The sequence below is a fragment of the Pseudomonas sp. KH_040 genome, from assembly GCF_057839305.1.
This window is the reverse complement of record NZ_CM174487.1, coordinates 2,257,274-2,279,642: the sequence shown is the minus strand read 5'-3', so window position 1 is coordinate 2,279,642 and position 22,369 is coordinate 2,257,274. Positions and strand designations below refer to the sequence as shown.

The window sequence follows — 22,369 nt, the reverse complement described above, 5'->3', positions numbered from 1 at the left end:
GCTACTCCTATAGAGCCGCTGCCCCTGTGCCTAACGCCACCATCAGCTCAAGGCCTGTCCACGATGCCGAAATCTGTTGACCGAATTCCGCCGATGCCGCGTATTCAGGCGATTGACCCGCGTCATTCCGAGCAGAGCTGGGAAAGCGCGCCGCAATTGCTGGCGGCGCTCAACGGCGCGCGGCTCGGCGCCTGGTATTGGGACATCGAGCGCGGGCAGATCAGTTGGTCGCGTGGCACCCAGGCCTTGTTCGGCTTCGATCCTCGGCAACCGCTGCCCGAAGATCTGGAATACCTCGACCTGCTGCCGCCGGAAGACCGGGCGAAAACCGTTCGCGCCTTCCACGCGGTGATTGCCGGGGCGCCGCTGGAACAAGCGATGCACCACCGTATCCGCTGGCCTGATGGCAGCCTGCACTGGCTGGAGATCAGCGGCAGCCTGCTGCCGGATAAAAACGGCCGCCCCCGAATGATCGGGGTGATTCGTGAAATCACCCACCAGCGCCAACGCGAACAGGCCCTGAGCAGTTCGGAGAAACGTTTCGCGACACTTTTTCACCTGTGCCCGAACATGGTCCTGCTGACCCGTCAGGAAGACGGCCTGATCAGCGAAGCCAATCAGTATTTCGAAAGCCTGTTCGGCTGGCCGGTGCAGAGCGCCATCGGCCGCACCACTCTGGAGCTGGGTTTGTGGGTGCATCCGGAGCAACGCGGCGAACTGGTCAAGAAGACCAACACCAAGGGCGAATTGATCAGCATGGAGGTGCAGTTTCGCGCCAGTAACGGGCAGATTCACGACGGCATTCTCAGCGCACAGAAGGTCGAACTCGAAGGTCAGCCCTATCTGCTCAGCACCTTCCTCGACACCACCGAACGCAAAGCCGCCGAACACGCCTTGAAGGACAGCCAGGAACGCCTCGATCTGGCGCTGGACTCGGCACAGCTCGGCACCTGGGACTGGCACATTCCCAGCGGCATGCTCTACGGCTCGGCGCGGGCCGCGCAACTGCACGGTCTGGAGCCGAAACCGTTTCATGAGTCGTTCGAAGAGTTTTTCGAAGGCGTGCCCGGTGAGGAACGCGACAGCATGCGCGACGCCTACCGCAGCCTGCGCGAAGGCCCGGCGGGCAATTATCAGCTGACCTATCGCGTGCAACTGCCGGACGGCAGCTCGCGCTATCTGGAAAGCCGCGCCCGCCTCTACCGCGACGACAACGGCGCGCCGCTGCGCATGGCCGGCACGCTGCTCGACATCACCGATCAGGTCGAACGCGAACAGCGGCTGGTGGCCTCGGAAGAGAAATTCGCCACGCTGTTCCAAGTCAGCCCGGACCCGATCTGCGTCACCCGCCAGGACAGTGGCGAGTTCATCGAAATCAATAACAGCTTTACCCAGACGTTCGGCTGGAGCACCGCCGACGTCATCGGCCACACCGCCGAAGAAATCGGCCTGTGGGACGCCTCGGCGAAAAGCCTGCAACGCATCGAACGAGTGATTCGCGAACAGGGCCTGAGCAACGTCGCAATCATCGTTCAGCACAAGGATGGCCAATCACTGACCTGCGTGATTTCCAGCCGGCAGATCAGCGTCGGCGATCAACCGTGCATCGTCACCACCCTGCGTGACATCACCCAACAACAGCGTTCGGAAGCGGCGCTGAAAGCCAGTGAAGAGAAATTCGCCAAGGCCTTTCACTCCAGCCCCGACGCGATCACCATCACCGAGCGCGACACCGGGCGTTATCTGGAAGTCAACGACGGCTTCTGCCGCCTCACTGGCTACCGCGCTGAAGAAGTCGTGGGCAAAACGGTTTATCAGGTCGGGATTTGGGCTGAGGAAAAACAGCGCTCGGCATTACTCGCCGAATTGCAGATCAAGGGCCGCGTGCACCATCAGGAAATGCTCGGGCGCAACAAGCGCGGGGAGATGCTGACGGTGGAAGTCTCGGTCGAGCCGATCACCCTCAATGAAACGGCGTGCCTGCTGCTGACCGCGCGCGACGTCAGCCTGTTGAAAAACGCCGAAGCGCAAATTCGCCATCTGGCCTATCACGACCCGCTGACCAACCTGCCCAACCGCGCCTTGCTGATGGATCGCCTGAGCCAGCAGATCGCCCTGCTCAAGCGCCACAACCTGCGCGGCGCGTTGCTGTTTCTCGATCTCGATCACTTCAAGCACATCAATGACTCCCTCGGCCATCCGGTCGGCGACACGGTGCTGAAGATCATCACCGCGCGGCTCGAAGCCAGTGTGCGCATGGAAGACACGGTCGCACGCCTCGGCGGCGACGAGTTTGTCGTGCTGCTCAGCGGTCTCGAAGGCTCGCGCAACGAAGTCAGCACGCAAGTGCGCAATCTGGCCGACACCCTGCGCGAATTGCTCTCGGAACCGATGTTCCTCGACGGCCAGCGCCTGCAAGTGACGCCGAGCATCGGCGTGGCGCTGATTCCCGATCATGGCTCGACGCCGACCGATCTGCTCAAACGCGCCGACATTGCTCTGTACCGGGCCAAGGATTCCGGGCGTAACACCACGCAGATGTATCACAACACCATGCAGAAAGCCGCCAGCGAGCGGCTGCGCATGGAGACCGACCTGCGCCTGGCGCTGTCGCGCGGTGAATTCAACGTGCACTTTCAGCCGCAGGTCGATGCCCGCGACAACCGCATCATCGGCGCCGAAGCCCTGGTGCGCTGGAATCACCCGGAACTGGGCGCGCAGTCACCCACCGAGTTCATCAAAGTACTGGAAGACAGCGGCCTGATTCTCGAAGTCGGCACCTGGATTCTGGATGAGGCCTGCAATGCCTTCAAACAACTGATCGCGCAGAAACGGGTCGACCCGCTGAATTTCAGCCTGTGCGTGAACATCAGCCCACGGCAGTTCCGTCAGAATGACTTCGTCGAGCGCATCGAACACAGCATGAGCAGCCACGGCCTGCCCTGCTCGCTGCTGAAACTGGAAATCACCGAAGGCATCGTCATCCAGAATCTGGAAGACACCATCAGCAAAATGCGCCGGCTGAAAAAGCTTGGCGTGAGCTTCGCCATGGATGACTTCGGCACCGGTTATTCGTCGCTGACTTACCTCAAGCGGCTACCAGTGGACACACTGAAAATCGATCAGTCGTTTATCCGCGATGCGACGACCGATCCGAACGATGCCGAGATTATCCGCGCGATCGTCGCCATGGCGCGCAGTCTGGAGCTGGAGGTGATTGCCGAGGGCGTGGAAACCCCGGAACAACTGGCGTTCCTGCAAGGCTTGGGCTGCCATTTGTATCAGGGTTATCTGCACAGTCGACCGGTTGCACTGGAGGATCTGAAAAAGCTCCTGCCATAACCTGTGCACGTTGCAACAGACGCGCAATTGCCACGGTTTGCGGCAACCTGTAGGGTCGCGTTTTTTGCGCCGTTTCGAGATCTTTCATGCAGGATGCAACCCTCCTCCGCCCGGCTCTGCTGGGCATCGACCTTGGCACCACCAACAGTCTGATCGCCGTCTGGCAGGACGGTCAGGCCCGCCTGATTCCCAACGCTCTGGGCGATGTGCTGACACCCTCGGTGGTCAGCCTCGATGAAGACGACACCATTCTGGTCGGCAAAGCCGCCCGCGCCCGCCTGACCACGCACCCGGAGCGCAGCGCTGCAGCGTTCAAGCGTTTTATGGGCAGCGATAAACGCGTCCAGCTCGGTGCACGTCAGTTCAGCCCGGAAGAATTGTCGGCGCTGGTCCTCGGTTCGCTCAAGCAGGACGCCGAAGCCTTTCTCGGTCACCCGGTGTCGGAAGCGGTAATTTCCGTGCCGGCGTATTTCAGTGACGAGCAACGCAAACGCACGCTGTTTGCTGCTGAACTTGCCGGGCTCTCGGTGACACGCCTGATCAACGAGCCGACCGCTGCGGCCATGGCTTACGGGCTGCATGAACAGAAATTCGAACGCACGCTGATCTTCGATCTGGGCGGCGGTACTTTCGACGTCACGGTGCTGGAATACGCGTTGCCACTGATCGAAGTGCACGCCTCCACCGGCGACAACTTTCTCGGCGGCGAAGACTTCACTGCCGCGCTGTTGCAGGCCTGCCTGAAACATTGGCAACTGACTCCGGCAATGGTCGATGCGCAAAGCATGGCCAGCCTCGGCGACGCGCTGGAGCAACTGAAATGCAAACTCGCTGAAGGTGTTCAACATCTGAGCTGGCGCCATGGCGACAAGACGCTCGAATGGTCATTGGACGAAGCCGCCGCAGTAAAGATCTGGGAACCGTTGCTGGCCCGTTTACGCGCGCCGATCGAACAAGCCCTGCGCGACGCTCGCCTCAAGCCCCGTGACCTCGACAGCCTGGTGCTGGTCGGCGGCGCCACGCGCATGCCGGCGGTGCAGCAAATGGTTGCCACGCTGTTCGGGCGCCTGCCTTACCGGCATCTTGATCCGGACACGATTGTTGCGCTGGGGGCGGCGACGCAAGCGGCGTGCAAGGCGCGTGACGGGGCGGTTGAAGAGTTGATTCTGACGGATGTCTGCCCGTATACGCTGGGGATTGCGACCATGCGTGGAGAAGACATCAAAGGTGCCTTCTCGCCCATCATCGAACGTAACACCATCATTCCGACGTCAAGGGTGGAGCGTTATTACACCACCCAGCCCAAGCAATCGCTGCTGCGCATCGCCGTCTATCAGGGTGAGCGGCCGTGGGTTTGCGACAACATTCTGATTGATGCTTTCGATGTCACGTTGACGCCCACTGAACACATCCAGGAACTGGACGTGCGCTTCAGTTATGACATCAACGGTCTGCTCGAAGTCGACGTCACCCTGCTCGAAACCGGCGAGCGTCACAGTCACAGCATCGACCGCAGCCCCACGGGTCTGGATCAGCAAGCACGCCGAGACAGCCATAACCGGCTGTCGACCCTGAAAGTCCATCCACGCGACGCGCTGCCCAACCGCACGTTGCTCGCCCGTCTGGAGCGGGCATGGATGCAAAGCCTCGGCACGCAACGCGAGCACATTGCCGAATGGCTGCACAACTTCACTACCGTGCTCGCCGGCCAGCAACCCTCGGAGATTGCCAGCCATCGCTCAGAGCTGAACAAGGCGCTGGATCAACTGCGTCTCTAACCGTTGAGCCGCCGCAAGGCAGCCTGCAGGCCGCCGGACAGCATTTCGGAATCGCCGCTGTCCGGCGGCACACCATAGCGGTTGGGCAACTTGTCACCGGGAAAGCCGAACAGCAGCAAAGGCAGGAATGGCAGAACCGGCGTCAGCGCCATGAAGATCAGCAACGTCGGAATGCCCCGGCCCATGTCGTGCAAGCGGCGCAGAATAGCGCCGAACACCAGCAGCACGCCCAATAGCAGGATAAGAATGCCTGCGCCCGTAGTGCCACTGATCAGCCCTGCCACCGGCGCAATCACCACGCAGGCCAAGACCTGAGCGATAAAAGCCTTACGCCCCAACCGCGATCCCAGACGCCAGATCGCTGTCGCCGGTACCGGCTGAACATCGCTTTTCGCCAGCAGCAATCGTTCCGACCAGGACAATAATGCGCACAAGGCCAGGCGCAGCCCGATGCTGTTCTGCACATCGTCCTTGCCCTGTTGCAGTTGGCGCAGGACGCGCGTTTTCGGCACCCCGGCAGCGCCATAGCGAATCAAGCCCTTGAGCGCATCCAGCGCTTCATACGCCAGCAGTTTGTCGACACCAAAATCGGTCAGCACTTTGCGCGGCGGCCACACCGGTTCGCCTTTGATCAAACCGTCGCGGAAGCCTTCGAACCAATCGTCCTCACAACTGATCGCCGCGATCGATTGCAACAATGCGCGATGCTGCTCGGCACTCAGGCTCGGATCGTGATAGAGCACGCCCCAGAACATCATCAAACCCAGTAAATCGTCGCCGCAGGCAGCACGATCACTTTCGAGACAGGTGTAAAGCAGGCTATTGGCCGGCAACCGCACGCTGTCGAGTGCCTGCTGCACGCTGAACAATTGCTGCACCAACAAACCGTGCACCGGGTCATTGCCTTGCAGCCATCCGAGCAAACCGGCGCAATGGCCTTGCTCACGCTGCAAGCGCCGCAACAACGGTTGCAGGCGACTCAACGGATGGGCCGGATTGAAAGGCAGGCGCTCCACGCACTGCGCGTCAATCATCTGCAGCCAGCGTTCGGGTTGTTCCAGCAATGCCAGCAAAAACAGGGTCTGCGCGTGCCACTCCCAAGTGGCTTCACCCAGCCCGACCGGCGACAACGGGATCCCGCGCCGGCTTAACTGCAGAATCAAATCGAGTTCGGATAAGTCGCAGTCGTCTTTGACCGCAGCCAGCTTGAACGCGTCTGCCAGTCGTTCCAGCGCAATGTCGTTGTAAGGCCGCAAGCGACGCAGCCACAGCCGACAGACCTTGTGCGGCTCGCCCTCCGTCAGTACCTGCGGCAATGCCTGCGAAACCGAATTTGCGTCGCTGAACGCGCTCATGGCCAGCGCAATCGGTGCCCCGCCCAGCCAACGCAGGTGTTGCGCGGCCTGATATTTGAATCCGCTCATCACCAGGCTTTCGAGGGCATCGATCGGCAGCGGTGCATCCACAATCTGCTGCAACAACGCCGAATCACCCCGATGCAACGCCCAGGCGTGGCGGTACAGATGCAGCAATCGGCTGTCGGCATTTTCGCCGAGCAATTGCGCGAGCAATGGCAGTTCATCACCGCTCATGCGCCAATCGACAAAGCTTTGCGCGAGGCTATCAAGCGCTAATCTTCCGACACCCAGCCAACGGTTCAGCGTCTCGGGATGTTGTGACGGGCTGCCATACACCTGGCCGTCATCGCCGAGATCCTCCGACCAGTCAGAGCAGTCCTCGAGGCGATCGAATGCCTGAATCAGCAGAGGCAGAAAAGTCGGCTGGCGCTTGGCACACAGCTCCAGCAGACGACTTTCCGCCATCGGATGGCGATGCTCATTCCACAGCCGGATCCAGCACGGCAATGCCTGATCGTCTCGCCCCAGCAGACTGTTCTGGCACGCCAACAGGTAAAGCCAGTCGACATCATCCGGTGCTGCAAGCTGCTGTTCGATACAGCACTGCAAAAACGTCGGCCCGCCAATACCTGCCTGAGTGAACTGCACCAACAGGCGCTTGAGGAACGCGGCATCATTCGGCAATGGCAGGCAGGTGTGCCGACTGGCGAAGTCGGCGAACTCATGGAGTGGGCGCTGGGTGAAGATAAAATCGAGGCTACGGGCGTACCACAGCGATTCGGTCTGTGCAGCCTCTGACCAAGTTCCCATCAGATCCGTGTCGAACGGGTCAGGCGTTGCGATTCGCTGTAGAAAGGATTCGACCTGATGGGCGTCGTCGAACGCAAGATCCAGCAACTGCTGATCCCAGGCCATACGTTTGGCCAACAGATTCGCGCAACGGTACGACAACGGACCGGCGTCCGCCATCCGGTGGTACAGCGGCCAGCTGAGTTCATCGAGCACGTCCAGCGACAGCTCATCCAGCCCTCGGACAAAGGCCTGCCACGCGGCGAAATTGAACCGGCGCGCAGGATCATCCAGCAGCTCGCAGAACTCCCCGAATACTGGAGGGACCTCAACGACAGTCTGTTCTGAGGCTTGGGACTCGTACTCGTCCTCGGGCTCTTCTTCCTCATCTTCACGCGCCAGACGCAGGGCGTTTTCGTAGGCCATGCGCAGCGCCTGAAACCCTTGCGGATCGGTCTCCGGGTGATGCGCCGGCAAACGTGCGCGGTAGGCGTTGCGAATCAGGTTTTCGTCGTTAGTAGGCTCGATGCCCAGGCGGATCCAGCAACTCATGACCAGTCGAACTCCTTGAGCGATGCCGGGCGCGGCGGCAAATCAATTTCCATGTGCCACGGCAAATCAGCAAGGAACTGAGGGATGTTCTCGGCAAGACCGCGGGCAATCCGCACGTTAAGGGCGTTGGCGCCTTGTCGATCCAGCTCACGCGCAAGCTCATCGTCGCTGGCGCTCAGGCACGACCAAAACGTCCGGCCCACCACAAAGCCATCGAAGTAAGCCATCCAGCTGCCGTAGTGAAATTGCGCTCTGAGGGCCAAACGACTGTGCAGCCAGTTGCTTTCGTCCAGATCGATCCACTGATTGCGCACCGCGCAACGCAAGAGAAAGCCCATGCGGCCATAGTCCCAGGACAAAATCCCGCCCGGCCCACAACTGCCGAACGTGCGACTGGCAAACTCATGCAGGATGCGTTCGCGGGGAGTGAGATCTTCAAGCAAGGCCTGCCATTCACTTGGCAGACAACGCTGCCAAGCCAAATAGGCCGCGCTGAGGTGCTTGGCATGGCCGTCGTCGGTCATCCGTTCGAGCATGTCGAACAATTGCCCACGGTCGTCGATACCCCAGCTGTCTTTCAGGTCGATGTAGCGATCGTTGCAGAAGGCCGGGTCGTCGTAGCTGGCGCCGGTATTGATCGCCGCCATTGGCGCAGACAAAGCGCACAGCCAGCGCTGTTGAATATCGTCCATGAAAAAAGGCTCCAGGCCGACCGGTGAGGAATGGGGGTCGGCAAAACTGCCGCGGATTGTAGAGAAACCGCCGCCAGCGGCAAAGTCGAACAACGGTTTTCTTTCGCCCACAAAAAAGGCCCCGACGTAGCGGGGCCTTCATTCAGCGGCTCATCGTCCGTTCAGACGATTGTGTTGCGGCACATGACTCAGTGCTGCAACGCCGGCTTCTGCGTCCCGTTGATCGGGATGCGTTTGGCTTTCGCCTCTTCCGGGATCACGCGCAGCAGGTCGATGCTCAGCAGACCGTTGCTCAGATCCGCGGCCTTGATCTCGATGTGATCGGCCAGGCGGAAGGACAGCTTGAAAGCACGCTGGGCAATGCCCTGATGCAGGAAGGTCACGCCTTCATTGGCATCACGCTTGCCGCCACTGATGGTCAGCACACCTTTTTCGACTTGCAGTTCCAGGTCTTCTTCCTGGAAACCGGCCGCCGCAACGACGATACGGTACTGGTCATCACCGTGTTTTTCCACGTTGTAAGGTGGATAGCTGCTGCCCGGCTCGTTGCGCAGAGCGGTTTCGAACAGGTCGTTGAAACGGTCGAAACCCACCGAGGAACGGAACAGTGGTGCGAGGGAAAATGCAGTACTCATGGTTCAAATCTCCTGAAAACAATCAGCAAGGTTTTTTGACTCCGCGACCCGAATTCGGCATCGCGTAACCCTTAAATAGGGACCACTGAAATGATTTCAAGAGATTATTTGCAGATTTTTTTCAGGCCGCTTCGGCAACCGGCAGACCGAGTAAACGCGAGACATGATCCGGCTCAGTTTCACGACGCAGCACGGTAAACAGTTCAGTGGCCTCGGGATAATTGCGCGTCAGCATGGCCAGCCATTGCTTCAAACGGCCCGGCGACTGACGTGCAGTCATCTGCGCTTTGGCTTGCAGCCAGAAGTCCTGGATCAGCGGCATCAGCTCGGCCCAGGTCATCTCGACCACTTCTTCGCCAGCGCGGGCGGCAGCGATTTGCCTGGCCAGATCCGGACGCGACACCAGTCCGCGGCCGAGCATGATGTCTTCCACGCCACTGATTTCGCGGCAACGACGCCAATCCTCGACGCTCCAGATATCGCCGTTGGCGAACACCGGGACTTTGACCACGTCTTGTACGCGTGGAATCCACTCCCAATGTGCTGGTGGTTTGTAGCCGTCCATTTTCGTACGGGCGTGAACCACAATGTGCTCGGCGCCGCCCTCAGCCAATGCCGTGGCGCAGACCAGCGAACCGTCGGGGCTGTCGAAGCCCAGGCGCATTTTCGCGGTCACGGGAATGTGCGCGGGTACGGCGCGGCGCACGTGCTCGACGATCTGGTTAAGCAATTCCGGCTCTTTGAGCAGCACGGCGCCGCCCCGGGATTTGTTCACAGTCTTGGCCGGGCAGCCGAAGTTGAGGTCGATCACTTCGGAGCCGAGTTCGCAGGCCAGTGCAGCGTTTTCCGCCAGGCATACAGGATCGGAGCCGAGCAATTGCACGCGCAATGGCACGCCGGATGCGGTACGCGCGCCATTGAGCAGCTCAGGGCCGAACTTGTGAAAGTAGGCTGGAGTGAGCAACTGGTCGTTGACGCGAATGAATTCGGTCACGCACCAGTCGATGCCGCCAACGCGGGTCAGCACGTCGCGGAGAATGTCGTCGACCAACCCCTCCATGGGTGCCAGAGCAATTTGCATGGGAAAACACTACTTGAAGAAAAACGTGCGGCAGTTTACTGGATATCGCAGGAATTCGCAGAAACCTTGTGGGAGCGAGCCTGCTCGCGAAGGCGGTGTGTCAGTGAGGCATATGTTGGCTGACACACCGCTATCGCGAGCAGGCTCACTCCTACATTAGATTTTCGCAGATTCCGGGATCTGGATCGCCGGGCCGTAGCCTTCGATGAACTCGGCCGGCATGCGCTTGGGCTTGCCCGTGGACAGCTCGATACAGACGAAAGTGGTTTGCGCACGCAACAGCGTGGTGTTGTCACTCGGGCGCTTGAGCTGGAAATGCCGGGTCATTTTCAGGCGCTGATCCCAATCGACAATCCAGGTCGCCAATTGCAGTTCGTCGCCTTCATAGGCCGCAGCCAGATAATCGATCTCGTGACGAACCACGGCCATCGCCCGATCCAGGCGCCGATACTCGACCAGATCCAGACCCAGACGCTGCGAGTGGCGCCAGGCGCAACGCTCCAGCCAGGTCACGTACACCGCGTTGTTCGCGTGCCCCAAGCCGTCGATATCCTCGGCGCCTACTTGCAGATCAATGGTAAACGGCGTTGCCCGATCCCAGCCCATGCCCCACTCCCGGTCAATGTATTCAACCGGGGCAGTGTAACGGAGCTCAGGCTGATTGGCGCGCCTGGAGGCTGCGGCCGGCCAGCAGTGATAACACGCCATCAACCACGCGAGGGTCGGCCAGCACGCGCTGATGACCGCCGCCCTCAAGCCGCAGCAAGCGACTGTCGAACCAGGATTCGTGGATCAGTTGCGACTCTTTGACCGAGACGAAGTTGTCGTCCTCGGCATGCACGATCAGGCCGGGCATATCCAGTTGATAGTGGGCAACGTCGAGCGTAGCGGCGCGCATCCCGACATCTTGCTCGACCTGGCGGATGAAGGCGGAACGCGCTCGCGGCGGCATACCGACGTAGCGGGCAAAACCGCGCAGCACACCAAGAATTCGCGCAGGCGCGGCGATGCTGACGAGGGTTTCGGTGCGCAAGCCCAGTTGCACAGCAAGCATGGCGCTGGCGCCACCCATGGAGTGACCGATCACCGCTTGCAGTGGCGGCAGCTCGGCAGCGGCTTCGAGCATTGCCCGAGCGAACAACACGACATTGGCTTCACGCCCCGGCGAACGACCATGGGCCGGACCATCGAGCGCCACAACGGTGTAACCGGCATCGACCAGTGCAGTGATCAGCGCGGCAAACTGGGTTGGCCGCCCTTCCCAACCGTGCATCAGCAGCACCGTCGGGCCTTGACCCCAGCGCAGCGCCGAGAGGCCAAAGCGCAAGGTGATCCGTTCAGAGCTCGCCAACAACGGCAACTCCCAATCCCGCAGCGGCAGCGAACGCGGCGTCATGAACGCCAGGCGCATTTTGCTCGCCACTCGTTGCGGTGCAATCCAGCCCAAGGTGCCATTAACGCCACGAACCCACTTCAACGTGTTCATCGCTCTCTCCTCAGGCGTGCTGCCTTCAGGTCAACGCACCGCCGACTTGGCAGCGCGCAGCAATCGATCGGATAAATCTCCCGGGCCCAGCGCCCTGGCGAGCGCCAGACCACCCACCATCAAGGCCACGTCAGCCAGGGCTTTGTCGGTGTCCTCGGGACTGGACGCCAACTGCGCGATCATCAACTCCAGGTGTTCGTTCAGCGCGATGCGGAACGATTCCGGCAAACGACCCAACTCGCCAATCGAAGCTGGAATCGGGCACGCGGCATCGCTGGAATCACGGTGCTTGCGCGACAGATAGAACGCGGCAACCAAGGCGCGGCGCTCTTCGCCGGTCAATTCGGCATCCATGTCGGCAATCAGGTCGCGGCGGCGACCGAGTAATTGCTTGAACGCTTCGAGCATCATTGCGTCCTTGCTTTCGAAGTGCGCATAGAAGCCACCGACGGTGAGGCCGGCTGCGCCCATCACTTCGCCCACGCTAGGGTCCGCCGGGCCACGCTGAATCAGTGCAGCGCTGGCAGCCTTGAGGATGCGTTCGCGGGTTTGAGCTTTTTTATCGTTCATCGTTGCCTCCGAATATTACGACTAGAATATTATTCGCATAATAATATTCTGCAAGTCAAGGATATGACCGCTGGTCTGATGCACAGTGTAAGGAAAAAGGAGAGTTGGCCAAACGCCAGACAAACAAAAGGGCCATTCAATAATTGAATGACCCTTATAAAATCCCGCAGAGCGGGTAATCGTGGCGTCCCCTAGGGGACTCGAACCCCTGTTACCGCCGTGAAAGGGCGGTGTCCTAGGCCACTAGACGAAGGGGACACAAACCTTCTATACAACTGATCAGCGCTGAGAACTGATCGATTCAAGGCCGGTGTGGCCAGACCTTGAACTGTAAATTGGTGGAGCTAAGCGGGATCGAACCGCTGACCTCCTGCATGCCATGCAGGCGCTCTCCCAGCTGAGCTATAGCCCCGGATTTTTCGCCTCGCGGCGGAGCGACATTTTGCAACATCGCTTCTGTAAAACTGGCGTCCCCTAGGGGACTCGAACCCCTGTTACCGCCGTGAAAGGGCGGTGTCCTAGGCCACTAGACGAAGGGGACGCAAACCCTTCTATACAACTGATCAACGCTGAGTGTTGATCGCTTCAAGGCCGGTGTGGCCAGACCTTGAAGTGTAAATTGGTGGAGCTAAACGGGATCGAACCGTTGACCTCTTGCATGCCATGCAAGCGCTCTCCCAGCTGAGCTATAGCCCCTCATCGTTGATGTCATCGCTGAGGACGGGGCGAATCTTAAGGGCGTATCGAAAGCCTGTCAAACTTATTTTTGAAATTTTTCAAAGTTTTTCGTCGGCATAACAATCACTTACCGCCCTCCCCCGTAAATCCGGGACTTGGGATAAAGCATGCCCCTGTAGGAGCTGCCGCAGGCTGCGATCTTTTGACGTTGCCGTTTAAAGATCAAGATCAAAAGATCGCAGCCTGCGGCAGCTCCTACAGGGGGGTTAAGTTATCAGGCGATAGCGCCCAGCAGTTTTTCCCACTCTTTGTTTTCTTTCTTCGACACGCCGCCCAGCAGGTCGATCGCCTGACGCAGACGATAACGGGTCAGGTCCGGGCCGAGGATTTCCATCGCATCGAGTACCGACACCGAACTCGCCTGCCCGGTGATCGCCGCGAACATCAGCGGCATCGCATCGCGCAGCTTCAACTCCAGCGATTCGACCACTGCCTGAATCGTCGCGGTGATGTTGTCCTTTTCCCACTGACGCAGGCTTTCCAGTTTCCACAGGATCAACTGCATCAGTTGACGAACCTGATCACCCGAAAGCTTCTTCGACTCGAACAGCTTGGCGTCTGGATTGACGCCACCAGCGAAGAAGAACCCGCCCAGCGGTGCAACCTGGCTGAAGGTTTCAACGCGACCCTGAACGTGCGGCGCGATCTTCATCATGTATTCGGAATTGAACGCCCACTTCTGCACGCGCGCGGCGAACTCTTCCACCGGCAGATCGCGCAGCCATTGGCCGTTGAGCCACGACAACTTCTCGATGTCGAAGATCGGCCCGCCGAGGGAGACACGCTTGAGGTCGAAATTGTCGACCATTTCCTGCAGCGAGAACTTCTCGCGCTCGTCCGGCATCGACCAGCCCATGCGACCGAGGTAGTTGAGCATCGCTTCCGGCATGAAACCCATGCGCTCGTAGAACGTCACCGAGGTCGGGTTCTTGCGCTTGGACAGTTTGCTCTTGTCCGGGTTACGCAGCAGCGGCATATAGCACAGCTCTGGTTGCTCCCAGCCGAAGTATTCGTACAGCAGAATCAGTTTCGGTGCCGATGGCAGCCATTCTTCGCCGCGCAGGACGTGGGTGATGCCCATCAGGTGATCGTCGACGACGTTGGCGAGGAAGTACGTTGGCAGGCCGTCGGTCTTCATCAGCACTTGCATGTCCATGCGATCCCACGGGATCTCGACATCACCACGGAGCATGTCCGGCACCACGCAAACGCCTTCGCTCGGCACTTTCATGCGGATTACGTGGGGTTCGCCAGCCGCCAGACGAGCGGCGACTTCTTCTTTCGACAGCAGCAGCGCGCGGCCGTCGTAGCGTGGCGTTTCGCCGCGCGCCATTTGCTCGGCGCGCATCTGATCCAGCTCTTCAGCGGTGCAGAAGCACGGGAACGCATGGCCCATGTCGACCAGTTGCTGGCAGTACTTCTGATAGATGTCGCCACGCTCGCTCTGCCGGTACGGGCCGTGCGGCCCGCCAACGTCCGGGCCTTCGCTCCAGTCGATGCCCAGCCAGCGCAGGGCGTCGAAGATCTGCTGTTCGGACTCGCGGGTCGAACGCAACTGGTCGGTGTCTTCGATGCGCAGGATGAACTCACCGCCATGCTGCTTGGCAAAGCAGTAGTTGAACAATGCGATGTAAGCGGTACCTACGTGGGGATCCCCGGTAGGCGATGGCGCGATGCGAGTGCGGACGGTGGTCATGGCATGTCTCGAAAAGAATGAAAAGCAAAACAATCAAGCGGCGAATGGTAACAGGCGACACCCGCCCCGCTCCAGCAGGCAGGGCATTTAAGCCAAGTTTGCGTCTGTAACGCCGGTAAGCCGTGGTGAATGGGCAAATATCAGCGGATGGCATTTACCGTTTATCGGCTGTATGCCAGATTCGCCTGCTGATAACTTTCCTTACAATTCCTCGACTACAGTTTGCCCATGCCTGCCCAACTCAAGCGTCGCCTGTTGATTTTCCTGCTGCTGGTCCTGTTGATTGCCGGGGGCTTCTTCGCCCACTGGTTTTTCAAGGGACGCTTTTATGAAAGCACCGACAACGCCTATGTCCAGGGCGAAATCACCCGTGTGTCGAGCCAATTGAGCGCGCGCATCGATGAAGTGCTGGTGCAGGACAATCAGCACGTGGAAAAAGGCCAGCTACTGGTGCGCCTGGAACCGAATGATTTCCGCCTGGCCATCGATCGCGCCAATGCCGCCCTCGCCACCCGCGAAGCCGAGCGCCTGCAAGCACAAAGCAAACTGACCCAGCAATCGAGCCTGATCGCCGCCAGCGATGCGCAAGTGGCGACCACCCAAGCGACACTTGGCCGCTCGCAGATGGATTTGTCGCGCGCCGAAACCCTGCGCAAACCCGGTTACGTTTCCGAAGAACGCGTGACCACCCTCTCCGCCGACGCCCACATTGCCCGCTCGCAAGTGGCCAAGGCGCAAGCCGACGCACAAGGCCAGCGTCAGCAAGTCAACGCCCTGAACGCCGAAATCAAACGCCTCGACGCGCAGATCGCCAACGCTCGCGCCGATCTTGCGCAAGCCGAACTCAACCTGACCCGCAGTGAAATCCACGCACCGATCAGCGGTCTCGTCGGCCAGCGCGCCGCGCGAAATGGCCAAGTGGTGCAGGCTGGCGCCTACCTGCTGTCGATCGTCCCGGACGAAGATATCTGGGTGCAGGCCAACTTCAAGGAAACCCAGATCGGCCATATGCAACCCGGCCAGAAAGCCGAGCTGACCTTCGACGCCTACGGCGACACCCCCATCGAAGCGCGGGTCGACAGTCTGTTCGCCGCTTCCGGCGCGCAGTTCAGCCTGCTGCCACCGGACAACGCCACCGGCAACTTCACCAAAGTCGTGCAGCGGATTCCGGTGAAGTTGACGTTCAAGGCCGACAACCCGCTGCACGGCAAGATCCGTCCGGGCATGTCCGCCACCGCCACCGTGAACATCAAAGACGCCCCGGACAATGGCCGGTGATTCGCTGATCCGCCCGGTCGGCGAGCCGACTCGGCGCGACTGGATTGCGGTGATGAGCGTAATGCTCGGCGCTTTTATGGCCGTGCTCGACATCCAGATCACCAACTCTTCTTTGAAGGATATTCAGGGCGCCTTGTCGGCGACGCTGGAAGAAGGCTCGTGGATTTCCACCTCGTATCTGGTCGCGGAAATCATCATGATCCCGCTGACCGCCTGGCTGGTGCAGTTGTTGTCGGCGCGGCGGCTGGCGGTGTGGGTGTCGCTGGGTTTTCTGGCTTCGTCGTTGCTCTGCTCGATGGCGTGGAGCCTGGAGAGCATGATCGTCTTTCGCGCCATGCAGGGTTTCACCGGTGGCGCGCTGATCCCGCTGGCGTTCACCCTGACCCTGATCAAACTCCCCGAACACCACCGCGCCAAAGGCATGGCGATGTTCGCTATGACCGCCACGTTCGCGCCATCAATCGGTCCGACGCTGGGCGGCTGGCTCACGGAAAACTGGGGCTGGGAGTACATTTTCTATATCAACATCCCGCCGGGCCTGATCATGATCGCCGGACTGATGTACGGACTGGAGAAGAAAGAAGCGCACTGGGAACTGCTTAAAAGCACCGACTACACCGGCATCCTCACGCTGGGAGTCGGCCTCGGTTGCCTGCAAGTCTTTCTTGAAGAAGGCCATCGCAAGGACTGGCTCGAATCGAGCCTGATCGTGACCCTGGGCAGCATCGCCCTGCTCAGCCTGATTACCTTTGTGATCGTGCAGATTTCCAAACCGAATCCGCTGATCAACCTTGGCATTCTGCGCAATCGCAACTTTGGCTTGTCGAGTATTTCCAGCCTGGGCATGGGTGTCGGGTTGTACGGTTCGATCTATCTGTTGCCGCTGTATCTGGCGCAGATCCAGAACTACAACGCCCTGCAGATCGGCGAAGTGATCATGTGGATGGGCGTGCCGCAGCTGTTCCTGATTCCGCTGGTGCCGAAGCTGATGAAGTTTGTTTCGCCGAAATGGCTGTGCACGATCGGCTTTGGGCTGTTCGGGCTGGCGAGTTTTTCTTCGGGGGTGCTCAACCCAGACTTTGCCGGGCCGCAGTTCAATCAGATTCAGATCATTCGGGCGCTGGGGCAGCCGTTGATCATGGTGACGATTTCGCTGATTGCCACGGCGTACATCCTGCCGCAGGACGCGGGGTCGGCGTCGAGTCTGTTCAATATTCTGCGTAACCTCGGCGGTGCGATCGGCATTGCCTTGCTGGCGACGCTGCTGGATGCGCGCACCAAGACTTACTTCGATTATTTGCGTGAGGCGGTGGTGCCGACCAATCCGCAGGTGGCTGAGCGGCTGGCATCGATGACGGATCGGTTTGGCAGTGACACGGCGGCGTTGGGCAAGTTGAGTGAGATCGTCCATCAACAGGCGGCGATCATGGCTTACAACGATGCGTTTCACTTTGTCGGGATTGCGCTGGGGATCAGTATGCTGGCGATTTTGTTGACCAAGAAATTGCCGCAAGGGTTGAAGGCCGGGGAGTCACACTAACTGCAACTGATCGTTCCCATGCTCCGCGTGGGAATGACTCCGGTGACGCTCTGCGTCACAGCGGACGCGGAGCGTCCGGGGCTGCATTCCCACGCAGAGCGTGGGAACGATCCTCCTTACACAGCCAAAAGCCGCTCACGCAGTTTGGCAATCTCATCACGCATCTGCGCCGCCGCTTCAAACTCCAGATCCCGCGCCAGCTGATACATCTTCTCTTCCAGCGCACGAATGCGTTTGGTGATCTCGCTCGGCGAGCGCAATTCGGCTTCGTACTTGGCGTTTTCTTCGGCGGCCTTGGCCATGCCTTTGCGCTTCTTGCTGCGCGAGCCCGGCACGGTGGCGCCTTCCATGATGTCGGCGACGTCCTTGATCACACCGCGCGGGGTGATGCCGTTTTCCAGGTTGAAGGCAATCTGCTTGTCGCGACGCCGCTCGGTCTCGCCGATCGCGCGCTCCATCGAACCGGTCATGCGATCGGCATAGAGAATCGCCCGACCATTGAGGTTACGCGCCGCGCGGCCAATGGTCTGGATCAGCGAGCGCTCGGAACGCAGGAAACCTTCCTTGTCCGCATCGAGAATCGCCACCAGCGACACTTCCGGCATGTCCAGACCTTCACGCAGCAAATTGATCCCGACCAGCACATCAAAAGTGCCAAGACGCAGATCGCGGATGATCTCGACCCGCTCAACCGTGTCGATGTCCGAGTGCAGATAACGCACGCGCACACCGTGGTCGGCAAGGTAATCGGTAAGGTCTTCGGCCATGCGCTTGGTCAGCGTGGTGACCAGCACCCGCTCTTCGACCGCCACGCGTTTGCTGATTTCCGAGAGCAGATCGTCGACCTGAGTCAGCGCCGGGCGCACCTCAACCTGCGGGTCGACCAGACCGGTCGGCCGTACCACTTGCTCGACCACGCGCCCGGCGTGCTCGGCTTCGTAATTGCCCGGGGTCGCCGAGACAAAAATGGTCTGTGGGCTGACCCCTTCCCACTCGTCAAAACGCATCGGCCGGTTATCCAGTGCCGACGGCAGACGGAAGCCGTATTCGACGAGGGTTTCCTTGCGCGAACGGTCGCCCTTATACATCGCGCCGACCTGCGGCACGCTGACGTGGGATTCGTCGATCACCAGCAAGGCATCGGCCGGCAGGTAATCGTAGAGCGTCGGCGGCGCAGCGCCGGCCGGACGCCCGGACAGATAGCGCGAGTAGTTTTCGATACCGTTGCAGTAACCCAGTTCGAGGATCATTTCCAGGTCGAAACGGGTGCGCTGCTCCAGCCGCTGGGCTTCGACCAGTTTGTTGTTGCTGCGCAGGTATTCGAGGCGTTCCTGCAGTTCGACCTTGATGTGTTCGATGGCGTCGAGCAGGGTTTCCCGTGGCGTCACATAGTGGCTCTTCGGATAGAAGGTGAAGCGCGGCATCTTGCGGATGACTTCGCCGGTCAGCGGGTCGAACGCGGAAATGCTTTCGACTTCGTCATCGAACAGCTCGATACGGATCGCTTCCAGATCGGATTCCGCCGGATAGATGTCGATCACGTCACCGCGAACACGGAAGGTCGCGCGGGCAAAATCCATGTCATTGCGGGTGTATTGCAGGTCGGCCAGACGCCGTAGCAGCGCACGCTGATCGAGTTTGTCGCCGCGATCGACATGCAGCACCATCTTCAAATAGGTTTCCGGGCTGCCCAGACCGTAGATACACGACACCGTGGTGACGATGATCGCGTCCTTGCGCTCGAGCAGCGCTTTGGTCGCGGACAGACGCATCTGCTCGATGTGGTCGTTGATCGACGCGTCCTTCTCGATGAAGGTGTCGGACGACGGCACATAGGCTTCGGGCTGATAGTAGTCGTAGTAGGAAACGAAGTATTCAACGGCGTTATTCGGGAAAAACGCCTTGAACTCGCCGTACAACTGCGCGGCGAGGGTCTTGTTCGGCGCCAGCACCAGCGTCGGGCGCTGAATCTGCGAGATGACATTGGCGATACTGAAGGTCTTGCCCGAGCCGGTCACACCGAGCAGCGTCTGGTGCGCCAGCCCGGCTTCGATACCCTCGACCAATTGGCGAATGGCTTCCGGTTGATCGCCGGCGGGCTCGAAGCGGGTGACGAGCTGGAATTCGGACATATACACCTCTGGGATCGCGGCATTCCGAACAAAGCGGAGCACCACGGGGACGACCGTAAACGACCGGTGTCGCGCAAGAAAAAACCTGGATTGTGCTCAATGTGGTGGCGATTGCCTCACCTTTCAAGGCAAACGTCCTACATCCGGTAAAGACTCTGACACGCGCAGTCGACTAACGGTCAAGAAATAATCGGAAAAACTTGCCTGAAAAGCCGAATCGCCTGTCGCCATTGTTCCGTAATGGCCTCTATACTAGCTCCCCGTTTGTGCACCGCTCTAGTGCATCCGGCTGGAGCGCGACACGTCCCTCCATTCTCCATTCAGAGCCGCCGCAATAATGAGCCTGTTCTCCGCTGTCGAAATGGCACCCCGCGATCCAATCCTGGGCCTCAACGAAGCATTCAACGCCGATACCCGGACCACCAAGGTCAACCTGGGCGTGGGTGTTTACTGCAACGAAGAGGGGCGAATTCCACTTCTGCGCGCCGTGATCGAAGCCGAGACGATTCGCGTCGCTCAACACGCTTCGCGCGGTTACCTGCCGATCGATGGCATCGCTGCCTACGACCAGGCCGTGCAAAAGCTGCTGTTCGGCAACGACTCGCCGCTGATCAGCGCCGGTCGCGTCATCACCACTCAGGCCGTCGGCGGGACCGGCGCACTGAAAATCGGTGCCGACTTCCTCAAGCAACTGCTGCCGAACGCTGTCGTGGCGATCAGCGACCCGAGCTGGGAAAACCACCGCGCCCTGTTCGAAACCGCCGGTTTCCCGGTGCAAAACTACCGTTACTACGACGCTGCCACCCACGACGTAAACCGTGCCGGCATGCTCGAAGACCTCAACGCCCTGCCGAACGGCTCGATCGTTATCCTCCACGCCTGCTGCCACAACCCGACCGGCGTCGACCTGACCCCGGCGGACTGGAACAACGTGCTGGACGTGGTTAAAGCCAAAGGTCACGTACCGTTCCTCGACATGGCCTACCAGGGCTTTGGCGACGGTATCGACGAAGACGCCGCTGCCGTGCGCCTGTTCGCTGAATCCGGCCTGACCTTCTTCGTTTCGAGCTCGTTCTCCAAGTCGTTCTCGCTGTACGGCGAGCGCGTTGGCGCCCTGTCGATCATCAGCGAATCGAAAGAAGAAAGCGCGCGCGTGCTGTCGCAAGTCAAACGCGTGATCCGCACCAACTACTCCAACCCGCCGACCCACGGTGCCAGCATCGTTGCTGCGGTGTTGAACAGCCCGGAGCTGCGCGCGCAGTGGGAAGCCGAGCTGGCCGAAATGCGTCTGCGCATTCGTGGCATGCGCGAGCAGATGGTTGCCCTGCTGGCCGAGAAAGCCCCGGGCCGCGACTTCAGCTTCGTCGGTCGTCAGCGCGGCATGTTCTCCTACTCCGGCCTGACCACTGAGCAAGTGCATCGCCTGCGCAACGAGTTCGGCATCTACGCCCTGGATACCGGTCGTATCTGTGTGGCAGCGCTGAACCAGAGCAACATCAAGGCAGTAACGGATGCGATTGTTCAGGTCATCTGATTTCGCTGCGTGATGAAAAACGGGAAGCCTTGAGGCTTCCCGTTTTTTTATTGCCACGAAACAATCCCCATACCCTCTAAACTGCACACAAATCCCATTGTAGGAGTGAGCCTGCTCGCGATAGCGTTTTTTCAGCCGAAGCATCACTGTCTGACACACCGCTATCGCGAGCAGGCTCACTCCTACAGGGTTTTGTGTTTATCCGAGTATTTTGTGAGAAGCCAAATGAAAAACGACAACCTGCGCGCCGACCGTGACGATCTGGATGATTTCATCCCCCGCGCCTCAGCCAAACGCGAAAAAAGCCTGGTGCTGCAAGTAGCGGCCGGGGTGTTTCTCGGTGGTCTGGTGCTGTGGCTGGTGCAACTGGCGGCCACCGCGGCTTACGCCAAACTGATGATGGGCACCATCACCTTCGGCAGTTAAGCCAGTTCGCTCGCACGCTGACTCGCGGCATCGTCATAAACGACGTACAGCGATTCGGCGATCTGGCTTTTGATCGCCTTGGTGCTTTCAAGGCCCAGGACGAAGCCTTCGGCCTTGCCACCGGCGCGGTTCAATTCCTCAGCGGTGCTGGCCTGGGTGATTGCATCAAAGAGTTTTTCGGCGTGGGGACCGACGCCTTTGGGCAGGCTGATTTGCGCGATGCTCATGCGAACACCTCGCTGTTACAGGACAAACGGTTCATGACGCGGACCTTTTTCGGCAAATGGCCGGCAGCGCGTGTGACCACTTCCGGGCAGCCATGGTAGACCTCTGCTGCGGTTCTGGTAACCGCCAATCGCTGACAAGTCATCGTCCGTCCCGAGAATTCATTTAATTTTTCAGCCCATGCTTGACTTCTCTTTTTGAATCAGTAACATACGCACCAATTCCGCAATAGCTCAGTTGGTAGAGCAAATGACTGTTAATCATTGGGTCCCTGGTTCGAGTCCAGGTTGTGGAGCCAAATAGCAAAGCCCCTGAATCGAAAGATTCAGGGGCTTTTTTGTGGGCGCTCGAAAAGATCAGAAGATCGCAGCCTTCGGCAGCTCCTACAGATTCAGCGTTCATCCGCAGAATCGGCGGAGTATGAGATCTGTGTAGGAGCTGCCGAAGGCTGCGATCTTTTGATCTTGAAATGAAAAAGGGCCGATCTGCGGTTAACAGATCGACCCTTTTCTATTCA

Annotated in this window: 16 protein-coding genes and 5 tRNA genes; 7 read left to right on the top strand and 14 right to left on the bottom strand. The window is 59.6% G+C overall.

What is annotated here, in order from left to right:
• Positions 1-63: 63 nt before the first annotated feature.
• On the top strand, positions 64-3,342 hold the full coding sequence (locus AC3IUF_RS10125; protein WP_489280952.1) for a sensor domain-containing protein: 3,279 nt from the start codon (positions 64-66) through the stop codon (positions 3,340-3,342).
• Positions 3,343-3,428: 86 nt separating this feature from the next.
• Positions 3,429-5,120, top strand: a complete 1,692-nt coding sequence (locus tag AC3IUF_RS10120) for an Hsp70 family protein (RefSeq protein ID WP_489280951.1) — start codon at positions 3,429-3,431, stop codon at positions 5,118-5,120.
• Here AC3IUF_RS10120 and AC3IUF_RS10115 read toward each other — a convergent pair.
• From AC3IUF_RS10115 to gltX, 12 genes are all read right to left on the bottom strand, one after another.
• Entirely contained in the window at positions 5,117-7,819 is a 2,703-nt protein-coding gene (locus tag AC3IUF_RS10115; protein ID WP_489280950.1) for a DUF805 domain-containing protein, read from the bottom strand. The genes AC3IUF_RS10120 and AC3IUF_RS10115 overlap by 4 nt on opposite strands.
• Positions 7,816-8,511 carry a DUF1266 domain-containing protein gene (locus AC3IUF_RS10110; protein WP_007913435.1) on the bottom strand — a complete coding sequence of 232 codons (696 nt, stop codon included), beginning with the start codon at positions 8,509-8,511 and terminating at the stop codon, positions 7,816-7,818. Before AC3IUF_RS10110 ends, AC3IUF_RS10115 begins: the two co-directional genes overlap by 4 nt.
• Positions 8,512-8,699: 188 nt before the next feature.
• Positions 8,700-9,146 carry an Hsp20 family protein gene (locus AC3IUF_RS10105; protein ID WP_007913433.1) on the bottom strand — a complete coding sequence of 149 codons (447 nt, stop codon included), beginning with the start codon at positions 9,144-9,146 and terminating at the stop codon, positions 8,700-8,702.
• A gap of 121 nt (positions 9,147-9,267) precedes the next feature.
• Positions 9,268-10,227: a tRNA dihydrouridine synthase gene (locus AC3IUF_RS10100; RefSeq protein WP_007913426.1), complete on the bottom strand. Its 960-nt coding sequence runs from the start codon at positions 10,225-10,227 to the stop codon at positions 9,268-9,270.
• Between the two features lie 156 nt (positions 10,228-10,383).
• The gene (locus AC3IUF_RS10095; protein ID WP_007913424.1) at positions 10,384-10,833 is read right to left on the bottom strand and encodes an acyl-CoA thioesterase; all 450 of its coding nucleotides are present in this window, start codon (positions 10,831-10,833) and stop codon (positions 10,384-10,386) included.
• Positions 10,834-10,879: 46 nt separating this feature from the next.
• On the bottom strand, positions 10,880-11,713 hold the full coding sequence (locus AC3IUF_RS10090) for an alpha/beta fold hydrolase (RefSeq protein ID WP_007913423.1): 834 nt from the start codon (positions 11,711-11,713) through the stop codon (positions 10,880-10,882).
• 30 nt (positions 11,714-11,743) lie between these two features.
• Positions 11,744-12,283 carry a TetR/AcrR family transcriptional regulator gene (locus tag AC3IUF_RS10085; protein ID WP_007913421.1) on the bottom strand — a complete coding sequence of 180 codons (540 nt, stop codon included), beginning with the start codon at positions 12,281-12,283 and terminating at the stop codon, positions 11,744-11,746.
• Positions 12,284-12,465: 182 nt separating this feature from the next.
• A tRNA-Glu gene (locus AC3IUF_RS10080) sits at positions 12,466-12,541 on the bottom strand.
• Positions 12,542-12,619: 78 nt separating this feature from the next.
• Positions 12,620-12,695, bottom strand: a tRNA-Ala gene (locus AC3IUF_RS10075).
• Between the two features lie 53 nt (positions 12,696-12,748).
• Positions 12,749-12,824 (bottom strand) — tRNA-Glu (locus AC3IUF_RS10070).
• A gap of 79 nt (positions 12,825-12,903) precedes the next feature.
• A tRNA-Ala gene (locus AC3IUF_RS10065) sits at positions 12,904-12,979 on the bottom strand.
• 256 nt (positions 12,980-13,235) lie between these two features.
• Positions 13,236-14,717 (bottom strand): glutamate--tRNA ligase, encoded by a 1,482-nt coding sequence (gene gltX / locus AC3IUF_RS10060; RefSeq protein ID WP_007913414.1) that lies wholly within the window; start codon positions 14,715-14,717, stop codon positions 13,236-13,238.
• A 228-nt stretch (positions 14,718-14,945) separates the two neighbouring features.
• On the opposite strand from gltX, the gene AC3IUF_RS10055 reads away from it, so the two are divergent.
• Positions 14,946-15,995 carry an HlyD family secretion protein gene (locus AC3IUF_RS10055; RefSeq protein ID WP_007913413.1) on the top strand — a complete coding sequence of 350 codons (1,050 nt, stop codon included), beginning with the start codon at positions 14,946-14,948 and terminating at the stop codon, positions 15,993-15,995.
• The gene (locus AC3IUF_RS10050; protein WP_007913412.1) at positions 15,985-17,535 is read left to right on the top strand and encodes an MDR family MFS transporter; all 1,551 of its coding nucleotides are present in this window, start codon (positions 15,985-15,987) and stop codon (positions 17,533-17,535) included. Before AC3IUF_RS10055 ends, AC3IUF_RS10050 begins: the two co-directional genes overlap by 11 nt.
• Before the next feature lie 116 nt (positions 17,536-17,651).
• Here the strand turns inward: AC3IUF_RS10050 and uvrB are convergent, their stop codons facing one another.
• Positions 17,652-19,667, bottom strand: a complete 2,016-nt coding sequence (uvrB, locus tag AC3IUF_RS10045) for an excinuclease ABC subunit UvrB (protein WP_007913411.1) — start codon at positions 19,665-19,667, stop codon at positions 17,652-17,654.
• A gap of 337 nt (positions 19,668-20,004) precedes the next feature.
• Here uvrB and AC3IUF_RS10040 point away from each other — a divergent pair, with 337 nt between their 5' ends.
• Together AC3IUF_RS10040 and AC3IUF_RS10035 are read left to right on the top strand one after the other, a co-directional pair.
• Positions 20,005-21,201, top strand: a complete 1,197-nt coding sequence (locus AC3IUF_RS10040) for an amino acid aminotransferase (protein WP_007913409.1) — start codon at positions 20,005-20,007, stop codon at positions 21,199-21,201.
• A gap of 225 nt (positions 21,202-21,426) precedes the next feature.
• A complete protein-coding gene (locus AC3IUF_RS10035; RefSeq protein WP_095047664.1) occupies positions 21,427-21,627 on the top strand; it encodes a hypothetical protein in 201 nt (66 codons plus the stop codon).
• Here AC3IUF_RS10035 and AC3IUF_RS10030 read toward each other — a convergent pair.
• A complete protein-coding gene (locus AC3IUF_RS10030; RefSeq protein WP_007913405.1) occupies positions 21,624-21,854 on the bottom strand; it encodes a hypothetical protein in 231 nt (76 codons plus the stop codon). The two genes, AC3IUF_RS10035 and AC3IUF_RS10030, sit on opposite strands and share 4 nt — an antisense overlap.
• 220 nt (positions 21,855-22,074) lie before the next feature.
• On the opposite strand from AC3IUF_RS10030, the gene AC3IUF_RS10025 reads away from it, so the two are divergent.
• A tRNA-Asn gene (locus AC3IUF_RS10025) sits at positions 22,075-22,150 on the top strand.
• The last annotated feature ends 219 nt before the right edge of the window (positions 22,151-22,369 follow it).

Excerpts from the sequence above, each read along its gene's own strand:
- AC3IUF_RS10125 (WP_489280952.1), top strand. The coding sequence starts at position 64 with ATGCCGAAATCTGTTGACCGAATTCCGCCGATGCCGCGTATTCAGGCG.
- AC3IUF_RS10120 (WP_489280951.1), top strand. The coding sequence starts at position 3,429 with ATGCAGGATGCAACCCTCCTCCGCCCGGCTCTGCTGGGCATCGACCTT.
- AC3IUF_RS10115 (WP_489280950.1), bottom strand. The coding sequence starts at position 7,819 with ATGAGTTGCTGGATCCGCCTGGGCATCGAGCCTACTAACGACGAAAAC.
- AC3IUF_RS10110 (WP_007913435.1), bottom strand. The coding sequence starts at position 8,511 with ATGGACGATATTCAACAGCGCTGGCTGTGCGCTTTGTCTGCGCCAATG.
- AC3IUF_RS10105 (WP_007913433.1), bottom strand. The coding sequence starts at position 9,146 with ATGAGTACTGCATTTTCCCTCGCACCACTGTTCCGTTCCTCGGTGGGT.
- AC3IUF_RS10100 (WP_007913426.1), bottom strand. The coding sequence starts at position 10,227 with ATGCAAATTGCTCTGGCACCCATGGAGGGGTTGGTCGACGACATTCTC.
- AC3IUF_RS10095 (WP_007913424.1), bottom strand. The coding sequence starts at position 10,833 with ATGGGCTGGGATCGGGCAACGCCGTTTACCATTGATCTGCAAGTAGGC.
- AC3IUF_RS10090 (WP_007913423.1), bottom strand. The coding sequence starts at position 11,713 with ATGAACACGTTGAAGTGGGTTCGTGGCGTTAATGGCACCTTGGGCTGG.
- AC3IUF_RS10085 (WP_007913421.1), bottom strand. The coding sequence starts at position 12,283 with ATGAACGATAAAAAAGCTCAAACCCGCGAACGCATCCTCAAGGCTGCC.
- gltX (WP_007913414.1), bottom strand. The coding sequence starts at position 14,717 with ATGACCACCGTCCGCACTCGCATCGCGCCATCGCCTACCGGGGATCCC.
- AC3IUF_RS10055 (WP_007913413.1), top strand. The coding sequence starts at position 14,946 with ATGCCTGCCCAACTCAAGCGTCGCCTGTTGATTTTCCTGCTGCTGGTC.
- AC3IUF_RS10050 (WP_007913412.1), top strand. The coding sequence starts at position 15,985 with ATGGCCGGTGATTCGCTGATCCGCCCGGTCGGCGAGCCGACTCGGCGC.
- uvrB (WP_007913411.1), bottom strand. The coding sequence starts at position 19,667 with ATGTCCGAATTCCAGCTCGTCACCCGCTTCGAGCCCGCCGGCGATCAA.
- AC3IUF_RS10040 (WP_007913409.1), top strand. The coding sequence starts at position 20,005 with ATGAGCCTGTTCTCCGCTGTCGAAATGGCACCCCGCGATCCAATCCTG.
- AC3IUF_RS10035 (WP_095047664.1), top strand. The coding sequence starts at position 21,427 with ATGAAAAACGACAACCTGCGCGCCGACCGTGACGATCTGGATGATTTC.
- AC3IUF_RS10030 (WP_007913405.1), bottom strand. The coding sequence starts at position 21,854 with ATGAGCATCGCGCAAATCAGCCTGCCCAAAGGCGTCGGTCCCCACGCC.